Origin of the sequence: Terriglobus sp. RCC_193 (genome assembly GCF_041355105.1) — a bacterium.
Taxonomy (GTDB): Bacteria; Acidobacteriota; Terriglobia; order Terriglobales; family Acidobacteriaceae; genus Terriglobus.
In genome coordinates this window covers 1,441,136-1,466,305 of the sequence record NZ_JBFUPK010000002.1, presented here as the reverse complement: position 1 = coordinate 1,466,305, position 25,170 = coordinate 1,441,136, and the positions used below count along the sequence as shown (strand labels likewise).

Here is a 25,170-nt window from a genome sequence, read left to right as displayed (position 1 = left end):
CGGATAGTGAACGTGGATTGTTCTGAGAGAGCAATACGGTCAATGGCGACCAATGGTTCCAGCGGATTTCGCGCGCGTTTCCCATCGCAGCGGTTGTACATTCAATGCAAGCCCATGAAGAAGATCGTCACCTCTGCCCTGTTTGCCCTGTCCACGTCTGCCCTGGCACAGAAGATCGAAGTCTCGTTGCCTGATGCCGCGCAGCATGGGCATTTGATCGTTGTGTTTGCGAAGGACGATAAGTCCGAGCCGCGCATGCAGATGCAGGAGCAGTATCAGTCGGCGCAGGGATTCGGCGTGGACGTAGGCATTGACGGCATTCCGTCTACGAAAACAGTGACAGCAGATGCGAAGACGCTTGGCTACCCGCTGCGGTCGCTGACGGACATCCCCGCGGGCGATTACTTTGTGCAGGGCGTCTTCAATGTGTACGAGCAGTTCCATCTGGCCAATGGAAAATCGCCGTGGCTGCCGCCGGATAAGGGTGAAGGCCAGAAGTGGAATCGCAAGCCAGGCAACGTTTATTCGAAGCCGGTGAAGGTGCATTTCGATGGCAAGGCGAACACGACGATCAAGCTGACGCTGGACCAGACGATTCCAGAGATTAAGGGATCGAAGCAGGACCCTGAAGTGATTGCGAAGGACCCGGCGACCAGCAAGTGGCTGAAGTACATGCGCTTCAAGTCCGAGAAGCTGTCGAAGTTCTGGGGCCGCGACATGTATCTGGGTGCATGGGTACTGCTGCCGGAGGGTTTTGACGAGCATCCGGACGCGCACTATCCCCTGGTGGTGTGGCAGGGACATTTCAGTGCCGGCATGCAGCCCGCGTTCACCGCAGTAGCAGGTGGTGGCGGGCGTCGCGGTGACAGTGGTTATCGCTTCTTTCAGGACTGGACAACGGGCCGGTTGCCACGCGCGATCGTGCTGTATGTGCAGAATGCGAACCCGTACTACGACGATTCGTATGATGTGGATTCCGCGAACGTGGGGCCGTATGGATCGGCGATTAACGATGAGTTGATTCCAGCGGTGGAGGCGAAGTATCGCGGCATTGGCGCAGGCTGGGCTCGCGCTACTGCAGGTGGATCGACCGGCGGCTGGGAAGCGATTGCCACGCAGGTCTTCTATCCCGATGGTTACAACGGCACGTGGGGCGCTTGCCCTGATCCCGTGGATTTCCACGCCTATCAGAACATCAATCTGTACGACGATCCCAACGCGTTCTTCCGCCACGGCGACTTTGGCAGCGTGCCGGTTCCGACGGATCGCAAGCCGGATGGCTCCATTCTTGCGAATACCGGCGATGAGTTTGCGTTTGAGTATGTGCTGGGAACGCATGGGCGATCGACAGAGCAGTGGGGCATCTGGCAGGCAGTGTTTTCGCCACAGGGCCCGGACGGCTATCCAGTCGACGTACTGGATCCCATCACCGGCGAAATTCACAAGGACGTGGTGCAGTACTGGCGTGAGCACTACGACATCAACGCTATTCTGAAACGCGACTGGTCAACGCTGGGACCAAAGGTGGAAGGCAAGATGCATATTGCCGTGGGCGATGGCGATACGTACTTTCTGAACAACGCCGTGCACCTGCTGGATAACCAGTTGAAGCTGACGCGGAATCCGCGGTCGGATGCGGAATTTCAGTACGGCCCCGGCATGCCGCACTGCTACACCGGCGGCCCCAGCGAATACACCATGCAGCAGAACAACGCGAACTGGATTCAGCGACTGCTGCCGCTGATGACGGAGCACATGAAGCAGACCGCCCCGGTCGGCGCAGATGTGAAGAGCTGGGTTTACTGATGGCACTGGATCGCAGGCAGGCAGTCATCAGCCATACTGGTAGTCGGCACACTGTATGACGAAAGCTGTTCTTCTATTGGAATGTCCAGACCGTAAGGGTCTGGTGGCCGCGATCATGAATTTTCTGGTCACGGAATATGACGCGAACATCCTTCATGCGGGACAGCATCAGGATGCAGAGCTTGGGCGCTTTTTCATGCGCATTGAGTTTGAGCCTTCTGCAGAGCTTCCCATCCACCATTTCGCGGATCGCTTTGCGCGCGTGGCTGGTGAATTCCAGATGCGCTGGACACTGGCGGAGTCGGGTAAACAGCATCGGGTGTGCCTGTTTGTTTCGCAGCACCTCCATTGTCTTGCTGATTTGTTGCAGCGATACAAGGCTGGCGAGCTGGATTGCGAAATCCCGCTGATCATCGGCAATCATACGGATGGTGAGGGGCTGGCGAATTTTTATGGCATCCCGTTCTTCTACTTGCCCGTTAACAACGGGAATAAGGCTTCTGTAGAGGCTGAACAGCAGCGGCTGCTGCGCGAGTATCATGTGGATCTGGTGGTGCTGGCACGGTACATGCAGATTCTGTCTGCGGAATTTGTGGCGCAGTGGCCTGCGCGCATTATCAACGTGCATCATTCGTTTTTGCCCGCTTTTGTCGGATCGAAGCCGTATCACGCGGCGTTTCAGCGTGGCGTGAAGTTGATCGGGGCCACCAGCCACTATGTAACAGCCGATCTGGATGAGGGGCCCATCATTGAGCAGGATGTGATGCGTGTGACGCAGGGAGACACTATTCCTGACCTGGTGCGCAAGGGGCGTGATCTGGAGCGGGTAGTGCTGTCACGTGCGGTGCGATGGCATCTGGAGCACCGGATTCTGCACTATGACAACAAAACCGTGATTTTTGACTGAGATCGGCTGCGCGGAACGGGGTGCGCCAGCCGGTTCGTGCGGAACAGGCTGTTTCGGAACCGATACGGACATTTCCGGTAAACTGTAAGACAGTATGTCGACTGCAGTTGCCACACCTCCGACCCAGGAACTCAAGCCCGGCCACCGGCCCATGCCGCTTCGTCGGCGCTGGAAAGCAGCCACGCGGCGTATGCGCGAATTACTGGGCATTGGCCATGCGCTGCTGTCCACTGGCCACCCGTACATGGCGCAGATTGTGCCCATGCGCCGCTGCAACCTGGCGTGTACCTACTGCAATGAGTACGACGACCATTCCGCACCCACACCGCTGGATGAGATGCTGCGACGCATCGACCACCTGGGGCGTCTTGGTACAACCGTGATCACCATCTCTGGTGGCGAGCCGCTGATGCACCCCGATCTTGACGAGATCATCAAGCGCATCCGCAAGACCGGCGCTCTGGCCGGCATGATCACCAACGGCTACTACCTGAATAAGGAACGCATCGAGCGCCTCAACAAGGCCGGCCTCGATCACATGCAGATTTCCATCGACAACGTCATGCCCGATGCCGTGTCGAAGAAGTCGCTCAAGGTTCTGGATCAGCGCCTGATCTGGCTGGCTGAATACGCCGATTTTCATGTGAACATCAACTCCGTGGTGGGTGGTGGCGTCGCCAACCCGCAGGATGCATTCACGGTATCCAGCCGCGCACTGGGACTTGGATTCTCCTCCACCATCGGCATCATTCACGATGGCAGCGGCCAGTTGAAGCCGCTGGGCGGCGAAGAGCGCACCGTATGGGAGCACGTCCGTAAGCTCACCCGTCGCAGCTATTCGCGCTTCAATCACTTCCAGGAAGCCATTGCCAACGGACAGCCGAACGATTGGCGCTGCCGTGCAGGCGGGCGGTATCTCTATGTCTGCGAGAACGGGCTGGTGCATTACTGCAGTCAGCAACGCGGCTACCCGGCGACTCCCCTGCAGGACTACACCACCGCCGATGTAAAGCGGGAGTTCCTGACGGAGAAGGGTTGCGCGCCGAACTGCACCATCTCCTGCGTACATCAGGTCAGCTACATCGACCACTGGCGCGCACCACAAACCTCGCAGATTACGCCGCCCACCGCGCACAACGGGCATGGCGATCTGGTGCAGATCATCTAGCGCAGCAAGTCTGCAAAAGAACGTCAGCGGCTTACAACCGCTGACGTTTCTTTTTGCACGGAGCCTTCTGCGAATAAGGCTATCCCTTCACCTGTTCAATCGCATCCAGCCGCGTCAGCGCATCCTCAGACAACTCCAGCGAACCTGCCGCCAGATTCTCCCGCAGATGCCCCACCGAAGAAGTCCCCGGAATCAGCAGAACATTCGGCGACCGATGCAACAGCCACGCCAAAGCCACCTGCATCGGCGTCGCTCCGATCTCTGAAGCAACAGCAGACAACTCTGAAGACTGCAACGGCGTAAATCCGCCCAGCGGAAAGAACGGAACATACGCAATTCCCTTCTCTGCCAGCCAATCGATAAAAGCATCATCCCCGCGATGCGCCAGGTTGTACTCGTTCTGCACGCACACCACCGGCGCTATCGTCAGCGCCTCTTCCACCTGCGCACGCGAAGCATTGCTCAGGCCAAGCTGCTTGATCTTTCCTTCCGCACGCAGCTTCGCCAAAGCAGAGAAGCGCTCCGCGATTGACTCCTCATTCGCTGCGTAACCGTTATTACCCCACAACCGCAGATTCACCACATCCAGCACATCCACTTTCAGGTTGCTCAGATTGTCTTCCACAGCGCTCTTTAACTCCGCCACACTCTGCGCCGGCAGCCATGACTTATCTTCACCGCGACGCCCGCCCACCTTCGTCACCACGGTCAATCCGTCATACGGATGCAGCACTTCACGCAGCAACGCATTCACCGTATGCGGCCCATAAAAATCGCTGGTGTCAATGTGATTGACCCCACTCGCAACAGCCTCGCGCAACACTGCCTCAGCCGCAGCACGATCCTTCGGCGGACCCCACACACCCGGCCCTGCAAGCTGCATCGCACCATAACCCATGCGGTTTACCGCAACATCACCCAAAACATACGACCCTGCACTCATCGCTCACATCTCCTGAAAAAGACCGCGATTCCGCGGGCTCGTATAGTTAGATGAAGAAACCTTCAGCTTTGGAGTTCGCATTTGTCTACTACCTTCGCCATCGCATTTCAGCCAAGAAAGACGCCTGTTCAATCGCGTTCGGAAGCCACGGTTGACGCCATTCTTCAGGCCACGCTTCAGGTTCTGGTCAGCGTCGGCAAAGAGAAACTCACCACCACACTCGTCGCCCATCGCGCCGGGGTGTCCGTTGGAACGCTCTACCAATACTTCCCCAACAAGAGTGCGCTTCTGCAGGCGACGTTACGCCGTCACATGGATCACGTCATTGCAGCCGTGGAAGACGTCTGCGGATCTTCACGCAACCGCAGCATCTTCGATCAGGCCACCGCGCTCATCGACACCTGGCTCGATGCCAAACTCAACGACGTAAACAACAGCGCCAGCCTCTACGCCATCGCTTCAGACGTAGATGGAATGCGCATCGCGCGCAACATCGCCAACCGCGGACATCGCCAGGTTACGATGCTTTTCAGCACCGCAACCGAACGCCTCACCTGCGAACCGGAACTGCTCACCATCATGGTTCTGTCCTGCATCACCGGTGTCACCCGTCGCCTGCTGGAAGACAAACCCACGCAAAAACTTCTGCCCACCATCCGCGAACAACTCCTCAACATGGTCCACGCCTATCTGCGCACCTGTATCCGCTAAAGCCACAACCAGCGAAGCTCATCCGGCCGAAGACCGGTCATCCTGAACGAAGCGAAGCAGAGCCGGGTGCCCCAGGTTCGCGAAGCTAACCTGGGCCGAGCGGCAAAGCCGCTCCATTCACGCGAAAGCGTGAACCAGCGAAACTCCCACGAACGAAGTTCATCACCCTGTATCTCAGCGAAGCTCAAACGGTCGAAGACCGTCATCCTGAACGAAGCGAAGCGGAGCTGAAGGACCTGCATTCCTCCACACCCTCTACAATGCACCCGCAAGCCACAGACGGCCGTTCAAGAAGGCAAAGACACTTACAGCTTTAACCTCCCACAAGCCCGCCTTCTATCTCCTCTGCGATATCCTTCCTTCGACCCTAAGCAGGAGCTTTCCAAGTTGCGCAAAATCATTGCCATTGCAGCCCTTCTCATAGCAACCACCACCGGATATGCGCAGCAGCAAACCCCCGTCGACGAAGTAGACACCACCATCGGCAACGTCGGCATCCTGCTTGTTCCCACGCGTCCCACGGCATATCGCCCCAACAGCATGGTGCGTGTCTATCCCGTGCGCAAGGACGCGCTCGACGACCAGATCCAATACTTTCCGCTGACCATCCTTTCGCATCGCCAGCCCGATCTCTTCGCCATCCTGCCCGGCGACGGTCCACCGCAGACCTACGACAACGAACACGCAACACCCTACCTTTACACCAGCCGTCTCGATCAAGCGAAGATTGATATTCAGTTCGCGCCATCGCATCAATCCGGCATCTACCGCTTCCATTACGACGCCGACACGGCAACCGTAACGCTGCGCAATCTCCATCCCGGATCGCTCAAAGTTGAGGGCAGGGACGCCATCTCCGGCGAAGAAAAAGCTATGGGCCTCACCGCCTACTTCTACGCGGAGACAAACCATCCCATCACCGCAACCCCGGGCGACAAGAAGCTCACGCTGACCGCGCCCACATCTGAATTGGAACTCCGTTACGGCGTCTCCTTCATCTCCGTCGAACAGGCCAAGAAAAACCTGCACCGCGAGATCAATCACTGGGACGTCACCCGCACCAGTGATGAAGGCCGCGCGGAATGGAACAAGGCTCTCGGCCAGATCGACGTCGAAGGCGGCACACCGGAACAGCGCCGCGTCTTCTACACGTCGCTCTATCGCTGCATGGAGCGCATGATCCTCATCACGGAAGACGGCAAATACTACTCCGCCTACGACCACAAGGTCCACACCGACGCGCGTCCCTTCTACGTGGACAACTGGCTGTGGGACACCTTCCGCGCCATGGAACCGCTGCAGACCATCCTGAATCCGGACATGCAGGCAGACAAGATTCAGTCCTACGTCCGCATGTATCAGCAGGGCGGCATCATGCCCACCTTCGCACTCGCCTCCGGCCCCGGCGCCACCATGAACGGCTATCACGCCGCACCATGGATTGCCGATGCGTATAACAAGGGCGTCCGCAATTTCGATCTGCCTACTGCCTACGAAGGTCTGCGCAAACGCGCGCTCGACACCACCGTGCTGCCGTGGGAGCTCGGCCCAAAAACCTCACTCGACGACTTCTACAACACCCACGGCTACATGCCTGCGCTGCATCCCGGCGAGAAGGAAACGGTCGCAGGTGTCAACGATTTCGAGAAACGTCAGGCCGTCGCCGTCACCTATGAAATCAGCACCGACGACTGGTCCATCGCGCAGCTCGCCACCGTGCTGAAGAAGCCCGAAGACCGCGAACTCTTCCTCAAGCGCAGCACCAACTACCGCAACCTCTTCCGTGCAGACAAGGGCCTCGCATGGCCCAAGGATGACAAGGGCAACTGGATCAATATCGATCCCAAATTCGACGGTGGCATGGGCGGTCGCGACTACTACGACGAGAACAACGCCTACACCTACACCTGGGACGTCGTCCACGACTACAACGGCCTCTTTGACCTGATGGGCGGCAAGCAGAAAGCCATCGCCAACCTCGACCAACTCTTCCGCGAACCTCTGCCAGCAAACAAGTACACCTTCCAGGCGAAGTTCCCGGACAGCACATCCATGATGGGCGAATTCAGCATGGCCAACGAGCCTTCCCTGCCCATCCCCTATGTCTACAACCGCCTCAGCCAGCCGTGGAAGACGCAGAAGCGCATCCGCGCCCTCCTTGACGCCTTCTTCCCCGCCACACTGCAGGGCATCCCCGGCGACGAGGACGGCGGCGGCCTCACCGGCTTCGTGGTCTTCTCCATGATGGGCTTCTATCCCATCTCGCCCGGCGTGCCGGTCTATGACATCGGCAGCCCCATCTTCAGCAGGGTCACGATCCACCTGAAGAACGGCAAGGACTTCATCGTCAGCGCACCCAACACTTCACGCGACGCGAAGTACGTGCAGTCCGCCACATGGAACGGCCAGCCACTCACCCGCCTCTGGTTCACGCACAACGCCCTCACCGCCGGTGGCACGCTCAACCTGAACATGAGCAACATCCCCAACACCACCCTCGGCACCGCCGACGCAGACCTGCCCCCAGCCAGCATCCACACCGACCCAACCAGGTTCCAGTAACAAACAAAGACACACAGCAAACCGAATGCTCGGATTCGCAACCGAATCCGAGCATTCCTGCATTTAGAGAGGAGCAACAAAGCTCATACAAACTCAAAATCGTCACCGCTAAACCAGCAAAGCTAATATGACCGAAGGTCGTCATTCTGAGCGAAGCGAAGAATCCCAACGAACTCTCGCAGTAGCGAAACTATCGAACCCTTCCAGCCACAAACCGGGTGCCCCAGGTTCGCGAAGCTAACCTGGGCCGAGCGGCAAAGCCGCTCTCATCGTGCAAAAGCACGACCAGCGAAGCTCATACGCACAAAGTGCGTCATCCTGAACGAAGCGAAGCGCAGCTGAAGCATGCCCTCGAGCGAAGCGAAGGGGACCTGCATTCCCCGGTGCCCTCTACAACGCTCCGAGGCAAAGCGAGAAAGTCAAGACCAGCCACATGCTGACTCGCTAACTTGCTGACTAGCTAACTCGCTGCTTCTTGCTATCCTTTCCCTACGCCGATGAGCCCTTTCCAGAACGATACCGACGTCTACGCCATCCACGGGGCCGACCCCGAAGTCCTCGCCTACGCCATGGCGAAGTACTCCCGTTCCGCGCTCACCCTGCGCGAATCGCTGGCGGAAATCTCCGCGCAGAAGGCTGAGCAGTTCCTCAACACCTTCTACTTCCAGTACGGCCATCGCTCCATTGCGGATCTCGCGCACGTCGCCTTCGCCATCGAGCGCCTCTCGCTCCTCGCCGCCATCGACCTCGTCGACGAGCAGCGCTGGGACGGCCAGGAGCGCAGCACGCGCTACCAGAACTTCCGCAAATCCGGCTACTATACGCCGACCTTCGACAACCCCGAGCAACAACTCGGCTACACGAAGACCATCGAAAGCCTCTTCGACGGCTACACCGAAATCGGCGAAGGCATGCTCACGGAGCTGAAGGCGCACGCACCGCGCCCCCAGGGCATGGACGACGCGGCCTACACGCGCACCCTCCGCGCCCGCGCCTACGACATGGCGCGTTACCTGCTGCCGTTGGCCACCAACACCTCGCTCGGCCAGATCACCAACGCCCGCACCCTCGAAGGCCAGGTCGCACGACTCCTCGGCAGCGACTACCCTGAAATCCGCGCGCTGGGTGAAAAGCTGCGTGACGCCGCCGCAGGCCCCGCATGGCAGGTCAACGAAGCTGCCTGCGCCGATCTCGTACAGACCATCCGCACCCTCGAACCCGCAATCGCGCAAACCGCAGAGGATCTTATCCTGCGCGAAGTCCGCGTCAGCCCCACGCTGGTCAAATACACCACGCCCAGCGCATTTACACGTGCCACAAAACCGCTGCTGGAGCAGGCCGCAGCCGAACTCCTCTCCGGCGAATCCATCGTCCCCATGCCGCCGGACTCGGCCAACGTCGAACTCATTACACCGCCCACGGGCGAAACGCTCTCGCTTGAGATCGACCTCGCCACCTCGCTGCTCTACCCGCACACGCAGTACCGCTTCCGCCAGATCCGCAACGCCGTCGCTGCGCTGAGCGAAAAGCGCATCAGCGAAATCATCGACCTCGGCCTGCAACATCGCGGCCGCCACGACGAACTCCCGCGCGCCTTCGCCGCCGCCAACGGCCTGCGCTTTGACATCCTGATGGACATCGGTGGCTTCCGCGACATGCACCGCCACCGCCGCTGCACGCAACTCCTGCAACCCTGGACCACGGCACACGGCTACGAACTCCCGGACTTCCCCTCGCAGCCCGCGCTGTCAGCATCGCCCGTCTTCGCACGTTACACGGAACTCATCCAGCAGGCCTTCGCCTTCCACGCCAAAGCCACCGGCATTCCTGCCAACGCCACCGCCGCACCGGCATCACCCAGGCTCGCGGCACATTCCCCCGCCGCCGTGCCGCTGCCGCACTTCAACGGACAAGGCATCCAGATGAAGTGGGCCGCCACGTCCTCCAGCGAAGCCTCAACAGACAACAAGCCCCACAAGTGCAACCCACACGCAGCCGACTACGTGCTGCCGCTGGCCACGCGCTGCCGTTCCCTCTTCACCATGGATTTCGCAGAAGCCGTCTACATCAGCGAACTCCGCAGCACACCCGCAGGCCACTGGAGCTACCGCAACGTCGCCTGGCAGATGTATTCGGAAGTAGCCAAACAATACCCATCGCTAACCAAACACTTCCGCATCCGCGACCCGCACGAACCCATCGACCTGCTCGTCCGGTAAGTCAACGACAAGCTCAGAGCCGTCATCCTGACCCTGAGCTTGTCGAGGAAAAGAATCCCAACGAATCAGCGCAGCAGCAAGCTCGAACCCTTCCAGCCACAAAACCGGGTACCCCAGGTTCGCGAAGCTAACCTGGGCATTCGTGCGAAGCACGACCACGCGAAGCGTCAAGAACGGTACGAAGCACTCGGAAGGGCAGGGCTTCAGCCCTGCCGTAAAACCCACAATCAGCAAGCGGCTTTAGCCCCTGAGGGAATGCAACCTAAGGCTTCAACGAAGCCAGATAAGCAGACACATCCACAATATTGCTATCGGAAAGCCCAGCCACCACAGGCTTCATCGCCGCAGCATTCTTCCCATCCCGCGCACCACTCCGGAAATCAAACAACTGCCGCGCCGTAGCCGTAGGCGAATGCCCTGCCAGTGACGGAAACGAATCGCCCATCCCCTTCAGATCCGCACCATGACACATGATGCAAGTCATCTTGCTCGCACCACCAGTCTTCACCAGCGCCTCACCGCGAGCGATGCTGCCCACGGGAACGTAGGCAACAAAACCAATAGAAGGATCGCGCAGCTTTGTGCGCTCCACGTCTTCCGACACTTCCACAATGCGCGTACCAATCGGCGCACGCGCACCCGACGGATCAGGAAGCTGAATCGTATGCGGCCCCGGATGCGTCACCGGAGCATCCGCAGACTCCACCACACGAATATGCGTCACCGGCGGAACAGAGTGGAAATACTCCGCTGCCTGCCGAGCCTCTTCCGGCGTCAACGCCTTCGCAATCGCAACCATCCCCGTAAGACTGGAAGGCATATACGCAGGATGACGACGGTCATTCTTCATGTCGTCCAACTGCTGTAGAAGGTAGGCCACTGGCAAGCCCTGCAGGTCGCCCGTCTCCGGCTTTCCAACGCCGTTCATCAGGTGACACGTGCCACATGCCTTGTACTTCTCCGTCCCCGTAATCACCGGTGAAGGCGGCGCCGGATGCGACTTCGGAAACCAGTCAATCGTTGCATTCACGCGATTAATCTGCGTGTCCGTAAACGCCTGCGTAGTACCGGGCAGGTGATACAGCTTGCCATCATCCGGGGCAGGCTCTTCGTGAACACCCTGCGGATAAGCCCATGCTGGAACCTTGGGGCCATCCGCCGGATAAGCATGAAGAACGGACGAGCCCAGCGCAGCAACGGCCAGCGCGGCAAACAACGCAGTAAAAACCCTGGATGAATTCACCCAGCCATCCTGCCCCATCCTCGCCACATCTTGCAACTTCGCAACGGAGAGAGCCTGAACGTCATTTTGTATCAAAGCAAAGCTCGTACGATCTCCGATCGTCATTCTGCCCCTGAGCTTGTCGAAGGGGAAGAATCCCAACACATTCTCCCGCGACGACACAGAGTCAAAGTTCCTTCCAACAATCCGCTCCATTCGCGCAAAAGCGGAAATCAGCTCAAAAGCGGAAATTAGCGCAAAAACGCAAAAGCGCAAATCAGGGGAAATCAGCGAAGCTCATACGATTCGAAGAATCGTCATCCTGAGCGAAACGAAGTGAAGTCGAAGGACCTGCATTCTTCTCTGCCCGCTACGACGCACCGGGAACACGAAACAACCACAAGAGCGCACAATAAATCCATGATCCTCTACACCGGCATCCTCGCAGAGATCGCCGCCTTCGCCACCACCGCCCCATCGCTTGAATCCCTGCAGAACTTCATCGTCGACATCATTCCGTCACGCCTGCCCCACTACAACTGGACCGGCTTCTACATGCTCGACCCCAATGACGCGGAGATGCTTGTCCTCGGCCCCTTCCGCGGCGCACCCACGGAACACACACGCATCCCCATCCATCAAGGCATTTGCGGAGCCGCCGTCGCGCAGAATCAGACCGTCATCGTAGACGACGTTCACTCCGACCCGCGTTATCTCGCCTGCTCCATTGAAACCAAATCTGAGATCGTCGTTCCCATCCACGCCCACGGCAAAGTCATCGGTGAAATCGACATCGACAGCCACGACGCCGCAGCCTTCACCGCCGCCGACCGTGACTTCCTCGAAGAATGCGCCACAATCATCGGCAGCTTCATCGAGCGCACTCAAACTTCAAAATAAAAGTGATAGTGGTTCCGGCAACCGGGATTGAACGCAGCCTCACAGCGCGGACACCGGTTGTCGCACTCCATATACTCGTGGATGGTCAACTCATCCCCACACACGCCGCATAGTACGGCACGCGTATCCCACTGCGAACGCGGCCACACCACAATCGCATGACCAGCAACTTCCTCATGGCAATCCTTGCAGGCGAAGTAAACACCGCAGCAAGCCATACGAATCGCAATCACATCGCGCGATGAGTGATAGTGAACGCAGCGAGTCTGCATATCCACCTCAACACCGCGCACCTGCACTCCGAAAACATCCACGCAATCTATCGCAACACATTCACGAAAGATTTGCTTAACCAGAACTTCCTTATTACTCCATCCGCAAAGCCTGCATCGGTTCAATGCGTGAAGCCCGCCACGCAGGCACCAGGCACGCACACATCGCCACCACCAGCAGCGTCGCAACCACACCGAACAGCACCACCGGATCAAGCGGCTTCGTCGCAAACAACATCGTCTGCAACACGCGCGTCACTGCAAAACTCGCCACCATCCCCAGACCAAGCCCGAACAGTGCCGGCTTCATACCATCCAGCAGCATCTGTGTTAGCAACTGCTCGCGCTGCGCACCCAGCGCCATCCGAATGCCAAGCTCCTGCGTCCGCTGCACTGTCAGGTACGACAGCACGCCATACAAACCCACCGAAGCCAGCAACAACGACAACACCGCAAACGCCAGCACCAGCGCAGCACTCAGGCTCTGATTCCCCAGTGACTCGCCGACCACCTGATCCATCGTCCGCACGTCCGCCACCGGCAATCCTGCATCCAGCGCTGCAATCTGCTTCTGCACCGGCAGCGCAAACTGTAGCGAATCATACTGGGTGCGCACTGCCAGCGTTGCTCCACTCATCGTTCCATCCAGCAGCGGGAAGTACATCATCGGTCGCGCTTCCTTACCCACCTGGTAGATCACATCGCCCACCACGCCCACGATCTCGTAATCCGTTGCGTCCGGCTTGCCTTTCAGCGCATGTGCCGCCACATGCAGATGTCTGCTGATCGCATCCTCGCCCGGAAAATAACGATCGGCCAACTGCTTACTCACAATCACCTTGTACGCACGCTCCAACCGATCCTGGTTCGTAAAGAAGCGCCCACGCACCAACGGAATTCCCAACCCCGTGAAGTACCCGGGATCAGCCCATCGCACCAATCCAACTTGTATGGGTGCACCCGCCTGAAGAGGAGGATGCTCCTTCACCGTGAACACAAAGTCGCCCCAGTAACCGGCAGCAGGAACGGTATTCCCCAGCGCAACTCCCTTCACTCCTGGTAACGCACGCACACGCTCCAGCAAAGATTCCTGAAACGAGTTCACCTTCTCAGGCGTGTCATACTGCTTCTCCGGCAGGCTGTAACGAAGCGTCAGCACGTTTTTCGTCACACAACCAACATCCGTCGTCCGCAGCTTCAGAAAGCTCTTGCCCAGCAGTCCCGCCGCTACCAGCAGTACCACCGTAATCGCAATCTCCGCAGTCAGCATCCACTTGCGCAACGCCGTGCGTCCAATGCTGCCGCCTCCCGTGCGCGTGGAACTCTGCATCGCACTCAGCATCGACTTGTCCGTAGACGACAACGCGGGAACCAGCCCTGCCACCAGCGCTGCAACACACACCAGCGCGCAGGCAAAAGCAATCACGGTCCCATCCAGATGAATGCTCTGTACAGTGGGTAGATCCTTCCATGCATGCGCAAGGATCTGGGTTGCCAGCACGGACAACGCCACGCCAAGCGTGCCACCGGCTATGCAGATCAGCACGCTCTCCGTCATCTGTTCGCGGATCAATGCAGCACGCTGCGCACCCAACGCACTGCGAATGGCAACCTCGCGCTGCCGTGCAGCGCCACGCGCCACCAGCAGGTTCGACACATTCAAACAGCCGATCAGCAACATACATGCCACCGCGCCCAGCATCAGTTGCAGCGGCTGTTTCACATCGCCCGTTACATCCTCATGCATGGGTCGCATTTCCACCAGGTCATGCACCGGCTCATCAGGATACGCAAGGTGAAGCTGCATCTGCACCGCCTGCACCTGCGCCACCGCACTCGCCAGCGACACGCCATCCTTCATCCGCGCGATCACCTGGCTCTGGTGGTAGTCGTGGTGTTGCAGTGTCTCTCCCATATCGCCCTGATACGGAACCCACAACACGATCCCGGCATCTGGATACCGAAACCACGACGGCAACACACCCACCACCGTATACGGCTTATCATCCAGGTGAATCTGACGACCCACAATCGCTGCATCGCCGCCAAATCGCCGCTGATACACACTCCACGTCAACATTACTGAAGTGGTGCCCGGCTTGTCCTCTGCCTCTGTGAACCAGCGTCCCACCGCAGGCTGCACACCCAGCACACGCATCAGGTTCCATGATCCTGCGGCAGCACGCACTGACTCCGGTAATTCACCACGCTCGCCTGTCAGGTTGTAACCCGCGCCACGCGTGACGGCCATATCTTCAAAGCCATGCGTCTTCGATCGCCAATCGTAAAAATCCGCGGGAGACACCGGGTTGTATCCCGGCTTGGCAGGAGGCACGCCATCCTTCGTGCGGTCCTCATACAACATCACCAGCTTGTCTGGATCATGAAACGGCAGCGGGCGCAGCAATACCGAACGCGCAATCGTGAACAGGGATGTCGCTGCACCAATGCACAATGCCACCACCAGCACGGCAAGGAACGAAAACCCCGGCGTACGTCGCAGTGTGCGACTCGCGAACTTCACATCACGCGCAAGACTCGTCAACGGTTGAAATGAGTTCTGCGCCCACAACGATTCACGCACCTTCTCCCTGCTGCCCAGCTTCACATGAGCCTGTCGTCGCGCCTCTTCCTCAGACATGCCGCGCGCCACATTGTCCGCCGTCTCCTCATTCAGGAACGACGTCATCTCTTCCTGCAACTCCGCATCGGAACGCTTGCGACGAAAGAACCGGAACCAGCTCATTGCGCACCTCCCTCTTCGCCCATCACCAACCCAATCGCGCGAGTCATCTGCCGCCACCGCGTCACTTCGCGCACCAGTTGCTTACGCCCTTCTGCCGTCATCTTGTAGAACTTCGCCTTGCGATTGTTCTCACTCACACCCCAATACGAAGAAACCCAGCGACGATCCTCCAGCCGATGCAGCGCCGGATACAGCGAGCCCTGTTCCACTTCCAACACATCTTCTGATGTGTGTTCAATCACCTTGGCAATGGTGTGCCCATGCGCATCGCCGCCCACCAGCGTCCGCAGAATCATCATGTCCAGCGTCCCCTTTAACATCTCGCTGTCCACCTGGTTCTTCTTCGCCATCGCCAACTCTCCCCTCGAATTCCTATGGGAATGAATACTACACCACTCGAACTTCTATGGGAATCAATACACCACTCGAATTTCTACGGGAATAAATACACCACTTGAATTTCTACGGAAAAGAGAAAACTGCGGGATCATTTAAAACCGTCGACGCAGTCATTCTGAGCGCAGCGAAGAATCCCAACGAACTCTCGCAGTAGCGAAATTATCGAACCCTCTCAGCCACAACTCCGGGTGCCCCAGGTTCGCGAAGCTAACCTGGGCCGAGCGGCAAAGCCGCTCTCATCGTGCGAAGCACGACCACGCGAAGCGTCGAGAACGGTACGAAGTACTCGGAAGGGCAGGGCTTCAGCCCTGCCGTAAAAGGCCGCGAAGCCAGGGGGTTTAGCCCCTGAGGGAATGCCATCCTTGTGTCTCATCCACCCCATCGCTACAATCCACGTCCATGCACCTTCGTTTCGGCTTTCGGACTCTCATCGCCATCTGCGTTACGCTCGCGATACTCCTCGGCGTCGTCGCATTTGTGCAGTACCGATGGTCAAAACGCGTGCTCACCGCGGATCTACAGCGCGAACGCGAACACCTCGACCTCTCCGCTTCACTCTTTGCCTCGCGTTTTAATCGCAACATCGCAGACGCCGTCAGCTTCCTTCAGAACGACGCGCAAACCGCATGGACCACAAACGCGCCGCTGCCATCTCTTCCGAGGCTGGTAAAAGATCTCTATCTCATCGACGCTTCCGGCGCACGGCCCCGCGTTCTGCACGCCAACAGTTCCGGCACATTCACGGCCGTAGCAACACCCGACTGGATGCATCCCGAAGAATGCACCGCCACCATCTCTCAGCAACCACTCGCCATTACAACGCCTCTGTTTCAACCCGTTGTCGAAAAAACGAAACAAGGTCAAAGCCTATTCCGTATCTCGCGTGCCAACCATTGCTTCATCGCATTACTCGATGAAGACTTCATCAGGACCACGCTCATTCCAAAACTCCTTCCGGAGACCTTCGGCAAATCCTCCATGAACGACTACGATTTCGCCATCGTCCCGCGCCATCGCGACGCACAGCGAATCTACGGCCCGAAGATCACACCGGATTTGCGTAAGCCCTTCTTCGCCGTGTCACTGCGAAACTTTCCTCTCATACCAGGACGTCCAACCAACGCACCAACCCCTCCCGGCAGAATCATCCAGCGCTATCAAATTCAAACCGAAGACCGCGTCGTACCGCGTCTTCCTGCTCTGCCAAACGACGGCATATGGGAATTGCAGATCGCACATCGCGGTCTGCCACTCGCCGCTGCCTTCCGTCACCAGCGTCGACAGGAACTCCTGCTCCTTGTCGCTGCAGAATTTCTTCTCGGCACATCCATCATCCTTCTTGTCCTAAGCGCATATCGCATGCAACGCGCCGCAGAACAACGTATGCAATTCGTCGCGGCCGTCTCGCATGAACTGCGCACTCCCGTTTCGTCCATTTCCATGCTTTCGCGCAATCAGGCTGACGGCCTCGTCTCCGGCACAGACAAGGTCACGCAATACGGCGAACTCATCCATCAGCAATCACGTCGCCTCAGCGAAATGATCGAGCAAACGCTTCAATACGCTGGCATCCACTCCAACCTCGGCACAGCAACACGCGCACCGATCAACATCGCAAACATCATCACCACCGTTCTATCGACACACCACGACGAACTCATGCGCGCACAATTCCAGGTCGAGCAGGGCATCCCCAACAATCTTCCAACGATTCAAGGCGATGCCAACTTACTCCGCATGGCCATCGACAACCTGCTGACAAACGCAATCAAATACGCCGCCAGTGGCCACTGGATCGGCATTCAGGCCGAATACTCCACAAACAAGCACGCAATCCTCATACATATCTCCGACCACGGCCCCGGCATCGAAGCCGCTGATCGCGAACATCTGTTCGAGCCTTTCTACCGCGGCCAGTCTGCTGCGGAAACAAACATCCCCGGCTCCGGTATCGGCCTCAGCCTCGTACGCTCCGCAGCCGAAGCGCACGGTGGTTCCGTCACCGTAGCAAGCACACCCGGACAAGGCAGCACCTTCACTCTGAGAATCCCCGCATGACACGCATCCTCTTCATCGAAGACGAGCACGCCTTCGCCATCGGCCTCATCGACCGCCTGCACGCAGACGCCTATGAAGTGCAATGGGAAAGCAACGGCAACACAGGCCAACAGGCCGCCAGCGCAAACGCCTTTGACCTCATCCTGCTCGACGTTTCACTCCCCGGCAAAAACGGCTTCGACATCTGCCGCGATCTGCGAAAGAGCAACATCACCACGCCCGTGCTCATGCTCACCGCACGTGGCGAAGTCATCGACCGCGTACTCGGCCTCAAACTCGGCGCAGACGACTACGTGCAGAAGAACTGCGAACCCATCGAACTTATGGCACGCATTGAAGCCCTGCTTCGTCGATCGCAACCTTCCGCAACATCACCAGACACCACAATCCTCGGTGACATCCGTATCGACTTCCGTCAACATGAGGTCACACGCGCGGGCACTGCAGTAGCACTCACACCCATCGAATTTCGATTGCTTAAGTACCTTAACCAACATCGCGGCAACATCATCACCCGCGAAGAGCTATTGGAGAACGTCTGGTCCGCAGACGGCAGCATGCTCAGCCGCACCGTCGATGTGCATGTCGCAGGCCTGCGCAAAAAGATCGAAGAAGACCCGCGTTATCCGCGCTTCCTGCTTACGATCAAAGGCGCCGGGTACAAACTCGCCCTCTGACCCCACCGCGCCTTTACATTCCTTACATACAATTTGCACGCCTGACCTGCACATCGCGTCACAATCAGGCTCATGAAATTCCTTTTGGCCCTTCCGCTCGTACTCGTCGCATCGTTCGCAGTGGCAACAGCACAACAGCCCCAGAGCAACCTCTCATTCGAAGTCGCGTCCATCCGCCCCGGCGTTGATGCAGATGCGGAGATGATTGCAATCCGCATGAACGCCGAACGTTCCATGATCCACTACGTCAACGTCTCCCTGCGCGACATGATCCGCGTCGCTTACAACATCAAGGAATTTCAGGTCACCGGCCCGGATTGGATTCGCAACCGGTTCAACATTGAAGCGAAGTACCCTGCCGGAGCCACAGAAGATCAAGTACCAGAGATGTTGCAGTCTCTATTGCGCGACCGCTTCAAACTCCAGTTCCATAGCGAAACAAAAGAACACGCCGTCTTCGCATTGGTCGTCGGCAAGAACGGCCCAAAGCTCAAGCCATCCGAAGTCAAAACAACGGACTACCCCGACAGCCCCAACCGCCGTCCCGGCACACCCGTACGCGGCGACATCCAGATCATGGGCAGCCCCACCGGCATGCACTTGAAAGGCCCCGCCATCACCCTCAGCCGTCTCTGCGAAACGCTCTCCATGTTTGTCGATCAACCCGTCGTAGACCAGACCGGCCTGCAGCAGCGTTACGACATCGACCTCACCTTCATGCCCGACAACATGCGCATGCGTGGTGGCCCCGGCGGCCCAGGCCAGGGAGCCGACGGAGGCGCAGATACACATGAACCACGCATCACTCTCTTCGAAGCAGTGCAGGATCTCGGCCTCAAACTCGAACCACGCAAAGCCCCGCTGCAGATGCTCATCGTCGACCACATCGAAAAAACACCAACGGAAAACTGAATGAGGAACGCGTTGCTATGAAACTAATCCTCGCAACAGCACTGCTACTCTCATTGCCGCCTCACCGAATGCCATACCCCACAGCAGACAGCGACACCACTCACCAAATGTCTCTCGAAGTCGCAGTCCAGAACGTCTCCGTAAAAATCACCTTGCAGAATCCGATCTTCCGATTCGCCGAAAGATATCTATCTCCAGGACCCAACACACAAACGATCTCGCGCACACTATCGCGCGTCTGTCTTTTTATGTTCCATAGCCTCAACGGCCCGCAGACTGAAGTTAGCAACTGCAGCAGGATTCGAATTCGGTCGCATATACAAAGTACCCAGCACCTCTCACGCTTCGGGTGTCTGATCCCGCAGACGAAAGACAATCAACCCCGGCTGCACCTCTTTCGCAGACAACAGATTGAAACCGCCGGTCTGCCTGCGTAACTCCATCTGCGCCTCGGCTGTGGCACCTTCAGCATTGTTCGGCAACGCATCTTCCAGCGCGGAATCATTCGCCTGGTTAAACGCAGCCAACCACCGATACAACAGGTGCCCCGCAGCACTATCCGGAATCAGCCCCGCCTGTTCTCCAAAACGAGGCAGATGCACAATCAACGTCGCATGCACATTGCTGATGCGCCCCTTCCTCGCAGGCACTGGAGCATCCCCCGCATCACCCAGCACAATCGTGTCCACCTGCGAAGGATCGTCATCCTCATCATCGTCCGCATGGGCAGCACTTGAAGGAGCACCACCAGTAGTGCGCGCGGCACTGCCACCTTCGTCATCGCGAAAATGCTTCGCCCTGCCATGCCCCAGCCCCATGCCCACCATCGACAGAACACCGCCGGCAATCATCACAGCCAGCAGCACCGCAGAAGGCCGCATCGGCTGCCGAGCCATCACAGAGAAGCTCGGCACACTACGAGGACGCGACGTTGTAACCACCGGCGGCTGCATAGGGCAATCAACTCCTCCGGCGCGCATCACGGCATCCGCGCCATCATGGCCCAGTGTAGCTGCCGCTCACCACTCCGCCATGCGCGTCAGTCACCAAGGCCAGGAACCTCGTGCTTGCAAGGACCAATCTGGGCATCACGCAAAGGAACCAATCACTTCCCTCAAGCTGACATATGAGGATTAGCGTGGGTCGTCACGCCTCGCGTCTTTTTACAAGTTGGCAGGTGACCCACAATAAAACGGCCGATGCACCGCAACAGGCCGTTAAACCAAGCCACGGTACCGACCAGTTGGATAGTTGGGAAATGGGATCAATGCTTGCTGTTGCACTCATAACCTCAAACACGTTCCAACCTTTGAGCGTATGCGCTTTGTAACTCAGAAATACAACGCTGAGAAGGCAGAGTCCAACGACGGCTGCCGTAAACTCGCCGGTAAATATCTCAGACAGCAGGAGCCCGAATGTGACAACAACCAGGCCAGCTACACCCATCACCCCGCCGAAGAATAAAGCCTGCGACAAAGGATAGGTTTGACCAACGAGTCCCGACGAGACGGAAATCAGAACCGCAGGCAGGACTCCGAGGACGATGGCTTCCAAGCATGTGATGCAAGCCCGGACCAAGAATACATGGGCTTTTTTCATCGGCAATCCCAGGGTGAAGAGGCCAGCGCCAGAGGCCGTTTCACGTGACAGGCCGCCGAGCGTTAGGACGAAAGCGCCCAGAATCCATAGGCCCTGCAGGGCATAGTGAAACAGTCCGCTCCATACATAAGCTGAATAAGCTAAGGGCTTGTCAGGAAAGCGCGTGTTGTATCGGGCAAGGAAGCTTGGGCTGGACGCCACAGCATACGAGACGAGCGCAGCAAGAAGGACGAGCGCCGCCGCGAAGCGACCCCTCGTCTCTCTCCAGTACCTCCAGAAGAGAGCCGTCGTAGGCGATGAGAAGTCGATCTGCACGACTGACGCTTCAGTAATCAATGCGATCTCCATAGGAAGCCGTCAGCAGTAAAAACAATCCGGTTAGTCCCCATGCACACGCCACAGCCACCCACGGAAAGGAACCCCACGTGATTTGCCATGGTCCGGCCATAGCATGCCCCACGTCGAAGTACTGCAACCACGTGGTCGTATGGGAATCGCGCTGATTCTGCATGTAATCCTGCAGCAGTAGATACGGAACGCCGAGAACAACCAGGGTGACGAGCAACGAGGTGTAATTACCCGGCACAAGCGAATAACAAAGGTTCCCCATTGCAATCAAGATCACCCCTGCCGCGACCATAAGAATCGTGTGCAGCATCAGTTGACCCAATGAGTAGTCTTGATGGATGATCTTCGAGCCAACGATGATCACGATCAGTGCGAACAACGCAACGGCGATTGCCTCGATCAACGCCACGGCAAGCCTGGAGAATAACCATCGGCGTCGACTTACCGGAAGCCCCAGGCTGAAGAGGATAGTGCCATTGCTTCTCTCGCGAACCAGCCCTCCGAATGCGAACAGCAACGCAAAGAGCGACCAGACCTGCTGAAGATAGTTGTCGTATAGATAGTGCCAGAGGTACCAGCTGAAATGGTTGATGCCTAATGGCATCCAGGCGAAATGGTAGCCTTTCGGGTCGGACAGTTCGTGCGACCACATCGTTACCAACCACGCGTGCTGCTGAAGATAGAACGTGCAGACAATCGTCACCGCTACCAGTCCCGCGAAAAAGCGCATCCTGGTTTCGATCCACGCTTTATAGAGCAGCATCCTCATGGGCGCACCTTCACCTTCTCAAGAAACACCTCTTTCAACGTCAGAGGCAGGACATCAACACTCCCTGCCCGTAACATCCGAACATGCTCCAGAATCGACTCGACATGGTCACTCGCCACCAAGGTGACTGTACGTCCCTCAATGCGCGCTCTCTCGATGCCAGGCAGTCTGAAGTCACGTTCCTCCATTGGCTCCGGAAAGACCGCTTGGATATGTTTGTACGTCTCTTTCACTTCATCGGTGGGAGCGTCAAGAACTAGTTGACCTCGGTTTATCATCAGAACGTGATCAGCTATCTGCTCCACTTCGCCGATCTGGTGAGATGAAAAGAACACGGTGGTTCCTTGAGCGGCGAGCGACACAACAATCTCGAGCACGTCTTCAATAGCGACCGGATCCAAACCCTCAGTAGGCTCATCAAGGATGAGGAGTTTGCATCCCCGCGCAAAGCCTAAGAGAAGCGCCAACTTTGTACGCATACCCTTTGAAAGCTGCCGGACTTTGCGATCGAGCGGCAATTCAAAGCGATCAAGAAGCTCCTTTTCAAATCGAACATCCCACGTCGGGAAGAAGGCGCGAGTAAAGCGGATCAACTCGGCAACCGTCATGTAGTCATAGAGGCGTTTGTCTTCGGCAACAAAGGCTACCTTCTGGCGGATTTTCAGACTGTCGGCTTCATCGGTAATGGAGTGACCGAAGATACGTCCATGACCGGAAGTCGGGTGAATCATGCCCAGAAGCATCTTGATCGTGGAACTCTTACCCGCACCGTTCTGGCCCAGAAAGGCGCACACAGCTCCTTCTGAGACGGAAAGATTCAGGCCCCGCACAGCCTGATGCGTGCCATAGGTTTTTTGTAGATGCTGCGTTTCGATGACGTAGGCCAAGATTATCTCCTCTGAAACTGATGTGCTAACGCCGCCTCAACCAGGCGACGAATCTCTCCTTCGCGCAGCCCTTGCTCCCTCAGCTTGTCTACGAACTCCTGAGTGAGTTGTTGCGCATCCCGTATTCCGCTCGTCTTTGCCTTTCGCTTACTTTCAGAAACAAACGCGCCGAGGCCGTGACGAATCTCGAGCGCTCCTTCGCTTTCAAGCTCCCTGTAAACCTTGATGATCGTGTTTGGATTAATCACCAACTTCTCAGCAAGGCTGCGAATGCCGGGGAGTTGATCTCCGGGCATGAGGCCACCTGTCTCAATCGCATGGCGAATCTGTTCTTTCAACTGCACGTAGATCGGAATGCCTGAGGCCGGATTGGGTTTTCTAAACACTGTGATAATGATATAGCACAGTGATACTCGGGCAGACAACCATTCAGTGTTAGGGAAGAGTCATGTCCTGATAAACGATAGGGACTGCCCCGAGACTGAGATAACGAAACCAGCTTCGCAAGGCGAAGCTCCAACGCGCAAAGCTCGTCTACTTTGAAGGGGCACGGCTTCAGCCGTGCCGTAAACAATCGCAACCAAGAAAACCGCGCGGCCAAAAAGACAAACAGGAGCATGAAGCAAATCCCGCGCGCCCAAGGAACGATCATGGCTGGCACCAAGCCGAAGGCGTCAGAACACTGTCAAGTCCCTAAACCACCCAACCCCAACAAACCAAAAGAAATAGAGTTGGCAGGTTATTTCCCCCAAACCACTAAAATAGAAACAGAACAGAAAAGGGCCGCGCAAAGCGCGGCCCTAACCCATTTAGAAAGAGGACTTTGCCCTTAACCCCAACAGGCAGACGATTTTACAGCCATCAAAACCCTAACCCCAATCAAAAGACGATTTTAGAAAAACAGGGGGAGGGGGTACCCCTCCCTGCTCTTCAAATCAAATCCAGCCGTTGCCGCTGCGTCAGTTCACTCACCACGCGCCCAACTTCCTGCGAATGCGCCCGCGTCGTAATCAGGATCGCGTCGTCGGTCTCCACCACAACCAGGTCGCTCACACCCAACAACGCAACTGTCTTACCCGGCGAATAGACGTAATTGCCAAACGCCTCCAGGTGCAGCGCCTGGTCGCACTCCACAATATTCCCGTGGCCGCGGCTCACGCCGCCCTTCGCCATGGCATGTTCGTGCAGCGCGGTCCATGAACCCAGATCGTTCCACCCGAAATCAGCAGGCAGGCAATAGATGTTGCTCGCTGCACCCTTCGCGGAACGCGGCTCCAGCACAGCGTAGTCAATGGAGATGTTCTCCACCTTCGGATACTCGGCGGCGAACACTGCCTCAAACTCCGGCGTTCCATACGCTGCGGCAATCGTCTCCAGCGGTCCCGCCACTGCAGGCCGATGCTCGCGGATAGCATTGGCCAGCGTCCGCGCAGACCACAGGAAGATGCCGGCGTTCCAGGCATAGTTTCCGTCCGCCACGAACTCAATAGCGCGGTCGATCTGCGGCTTCTCCGTGAACCGCTGCACGCAGCGCGCCGTCATGCCCAGATCAGTGAACTCACCTGCGACGGTTCCCTGCTTGATGTAGCCATAACCCGTCTCCGGACGCGTCGGCGGCGCACCCAGCACCACAATGTTCTCGCCCGCCGCGGCAATCCGCATTGCTGCACGGATCACCTGCTGGAAGCGCGCATCGTCCGTCACCACGTGGTCCGACGGGAAGACACCCAGGATCGTCTCCGGCGCGGTCCGCTCCACAATCAGGGCCGCCAGCGCGCACGCAGGCGCAGTATTCCGCGCCATCGGCTCGCACAGGATGCGGTCGTGGGGAATCTCCGGCAACTGCTGCCGGATGGTCTCCAACAGCAACCCGTTGGTGATCACCAGGAAGTCATCCGCAGGAGCCAGCGGCAGCAACCGCGTCACCGTCTCCTGGATCATCGTCTCTGTGCCACCGGACAGTGCCAGCACCTGCTTCGCCCGCGACTTCCGCGAGCGCGGCCAGAACCGGGTACCGCTACCACCGGCCAGCACCAGCGGCGTCAGCTTCAGGGGTGTCGTCACG

21 protein-coding genes are annotated in these 25,170 nt (G+C 57.8%); 10 read left to right on the top strand and 11 right to left on the bottom strand.

What is annotated here, in order from left to right; genetic code table 11:
• Positions 1-42: 42 nt before the first annotated feature.
• The 3 genes from AB6729_RS14895 (at position 43) to AB6729_RS14885 (ending at position 3,881) form a co-directional block, all read left to right on the top strand.
• Positions 43-1,806 (top strand): esterase, encoded by a 1,764-nt coding sequence (locus AB6729_RS14895; protein WP_371082417.1) that lies wholly within the window; start codon positions 43-45, stop codon positions 1,804-1,806.
• A gap of 55 nt (positions 1,807-1,861) precedes the next feature.
• Positions 1,862-2,713 carry a formyltetrahydrofolate deformylase gene (gene purU / locus AB6729_RS14890; RefSeq protein ID WP_371082416.1) on the top strand — a complete coding sequence of 284 codons (852 nt, stop codon included), beginning with the start codon at positions 1,862-1,864 and terminating at the stop codon, positions 2,711-2,713.
• A 94-nt stretch (positions 2,714-2,807) separates the two neighbouring features.
• Complete coding sequence (locus AB6729_RS14885) at positions 2,808-3,881, top strand: radical SAM protein (protein ID WP_371082415.1); 1,074 nt, start codon at positions 2,808-2,810, stop codon at positions 3,879-3,881.
• 79 nt (positions 3,882-3,960) lie between these two features.
• Here the strand turns inward: AB6729_RS14885 and AB6729_RS14880 are convergent, their stop codons facing one another.
• Complete coding sequence (locus tag AB6729_RS14880; RefSeq protein ID WP_371082414.1) at positions 3,961-4,824, bottom strand: oxidoreductase; 864 nt, start codon at positions 4,822-4,824, stop codon at positions 3,961-3,963.
• Between the two features lie 81 nt (positions 4,825-4,905).
• Between AB6729_RS14880 and AB6729_RS14875 the strand changes: the two genes are divergently transcribed.
• The 3 genes from AB6729_RS14875 to AB6729_RS14865 all read left to right on the top strand — a co-directional run bounded on the left by AB6729_RS14875 (position 4,906) and on the right by AB6729_RS14865 (position 10,316).
• On the top strand, positions 4,906-5,535 hold the full coding sequence (locus tag AB6729_RS14875) for a TetR/AcrR family transcriptional regulator (RefSeq protein ID WP_371082413.1): 630 nt from the start codon (positions 4,906-4,908) through the stop codon (positions 5,533-5,535).
• 387 nt (positions 5,536-5,922) lie between these two features.
• Positions 5,923-8,097 carry a GH92 family glycosyl hydrolase gene (locus tag AB6729_RS14870; RefSeq protein ID WP_371082412.1) on the top strand — a complete coding sequence of 725 codons (2,175 nt, stop codon included), beginning with the start codon at positions 5,923-5,925 and terminating at the stop codon, positions 8,095-8,097.
• Between the two features lie 497 nt (positions 8,098-8,594).
• Positions 8,595-10,316, top strand: a complete 1,722-nt coding sequence (locus AB6729_RS14865) for an FAD-dependent thymidylate synthase (RefSeq protein ID WP_371082411.1) — start codon at positions 8,595-8,597, stop codon at positions 10,314-10,316.
• 262 nt (positions 10,317-10,578) lie between these two features.
• Here the strand turns inward: AB6729_RS14865 and AB6729_RS14860 are convergent, their stop codons facing one another.
• Positions 10,579-11,559, bottom strand: a complete 981-nt coding sequence (locus tag AB6729_RS14860; protein ID WP_371082410.1) for a cytochrome c — start codon at positions 11,557-11,559, stop codon at positions 10,579-10,581.
• Between the two features lie 399 nt (positions 11,560-11,958).
• Here AB6729_RS14860 and AB6729_RS14855 point away from each other — a divergent pair, with 399 nt between their 5' ends.
• Complete coding sequence (locus AB6729_RS14855) at positions 11,959-12,438, top strand: GAF domain-containing protein (RefSeq protein ID WP_371082409.1); 480 nt, start codon at positions 11,959-11,961, stop codon at positions 12,436-12,438.
• On the opposite strand, the gene AB6729_RS14850 is transcribed toward AB6729_RS14855, so the two are convergent.
• From AB6729_RS14850 to AB6729_RS14840, 3 genes are all read right to left on the bottom strand, one after another.
• Complete coding sequence (locus AB6729_RS14850; protein ID WP_371082408.1) at positions 12,423-12,710, bottom strand: CHY zinc finger protein; 288 nt, start codon at positions 12,708-12,710, stop codon at positions 12,423-12,425. The two genes, AB6729_RS14855 and AB6729_RS14850, sit on opposite strands and share 16 nt — an antisense overlap.
• Before the next feature lie 94 nt (positions 12,711-12,804).
• Positions 12,805-15,456 carry an ADOP family duplicated permease gene (locus AB6729_RS14845; RefSeq protein WP_371082407.1) on the bottom strand — a complete coding sequence of 884 codons (2,652 nt, stop codon included), beginning with the start codon at positions 15,454-15,456 and terminating at the stop codon, positions 12,805-12,807.
• Positions 15,453-15,806 carry a PadR family transcriptional regulator gene (locus AB6729_RS14840; RefSeq protein ID WP_371082406.1) on the bottom strand — a complete coding sequence of 118 codons (354 nt, stop codon included), beginning with the start codon at positions 15,804-15,806 and terminating at the stop codon, positions 15,453-15,455. The genes AB6729_RS14845 and AB6729_RS14840 overlap by 4 nt, the downstream gene beginning before the upstream one ends.
• Before the next feature lie 448 nt (positions 15,807-16,254).
• Here AB6729_RS14840 and AB6729_RS14835 point away from each other — a divergent pair, with 448 nt between their 5' ends.
• From AB6729_RS14835 to AB6729_RS14825, 3 genes are all read left to right on the top strand, one after another.
• Entirely contained in the window at positions 16,255-17,913 is a 1,659-nt protein-coding gene (locus AB6729_RS14835; protein WP_371082405.1) for a sensor histidine kinase, read from the top strand.
• Positions 17,910-18,590 (top strand): winged helix-turn-helix domain-containing protein, encoded by a 681-nt coding sequence (locus AB6729_RS14830; protein WP_371082404.1) that lies wholly within the window; start codon positions 17,910-17,912, stop codon positions 18,588-18,590. The genes AB6729_RS14835 and AB6729_RS14830 overlap by 4 nt, the downstream gene beginning before the upstream one ends.
• Before the next feature lie 72 nt (positions 18,591-18,662).
• Positions 18,663-19,502: a TIGR03435 family protein gene (locus tag AB6729_RS14825; RefSeq protein ID WP_371082403.1), complete on the top strand. Its 840-nt coding sequence runs from the start codon at positions 18,663-18,665 to the stop codon at positions 19,500-19,502.
• Positions 19,503-19,840: 338 nt separating this feature from the next.
• Here AB6729_RS14825 and AB6729_RS14820 read toward each other — a convergent pair whose 3' ends face one another.
• From AB6729_RS14820 to AB6729_RS14795, 6 genes are all read right to left on the bottom strand, one after another.
• Positions 19,841-20,455, bottom strand: coding sequence for a hypothetical protein (locus AB6729_RS14820; RefSeq protein WP_371082402.1), 615 nt, complete (start codon positions 20,453-20,455; stop codon positions 19,841-19,843).
• Positions 20,456-20,648: 193 nt separating this feature from the next.
• On the bottom strand, positions 20,649-21,449 hold the full coding sequence (locus AB6729_RS14815; RefSeq protein ID WP_371082401.1) for a hypothetical protein: 801 nt from the start codon (positions 21,447-21,449) through the stop codon (positions 20,649-20,651).
• Complete coding sequence (locus AB6729_RS14810; RefSeq protein WP_371082400.1) at positions 21,427-22,218, bottom strand: ABC transporter permease subunit; 792 nt, start codon at positions 22,216-22,218, stop codon at positions 21,427-21,429. The genes AB6729_RS14815 and AB6729_RS14810 overlap by 23 nt, the downstream gene beginning before the upstream one ends.
• Positions 22,215-23,105, bottom strand: a complete 891-nt coding sequence (locus tag AB6729_RS14805; RefSeq protein ID WP_371082399.1) for an ABC transporter ATP-binding protein — start codon at positions 23,103-23,105, stop codon at positions 22,215-22,217. The genes AB6729_RS14810 and AB6729_RS14805 overlap by 4 nt, the downstream gene beginning before the upstream one ends.
• 2 nt (positions 23,106-23,107) lie before the next feature.
• Entirely contained in the window at positions 23,108-23,449 is a 342-nt protein-coding gene (locus AB6729_RS14800; RefSeq protein WP_371082398.1) for a GntR family transcriptional regulator, read from the bottom strand.
• 586 nt (positions 23,450-24,035) lie between these two features.
• The gene (locus AB6729_RS14795) at positions 24,036-25,169 is read right to left on the bottom strand and encodes a mannose-1-phosphate guanylyltransferase (protein ID WP_371082397.1); all 1,134 of its coding nucleotides are present in this window, start codon (positions 25,167-25,169) and stop codon (positions 24,036-24,038) included.
• Position 25,170: the final 1 nt, after the last annotated feature.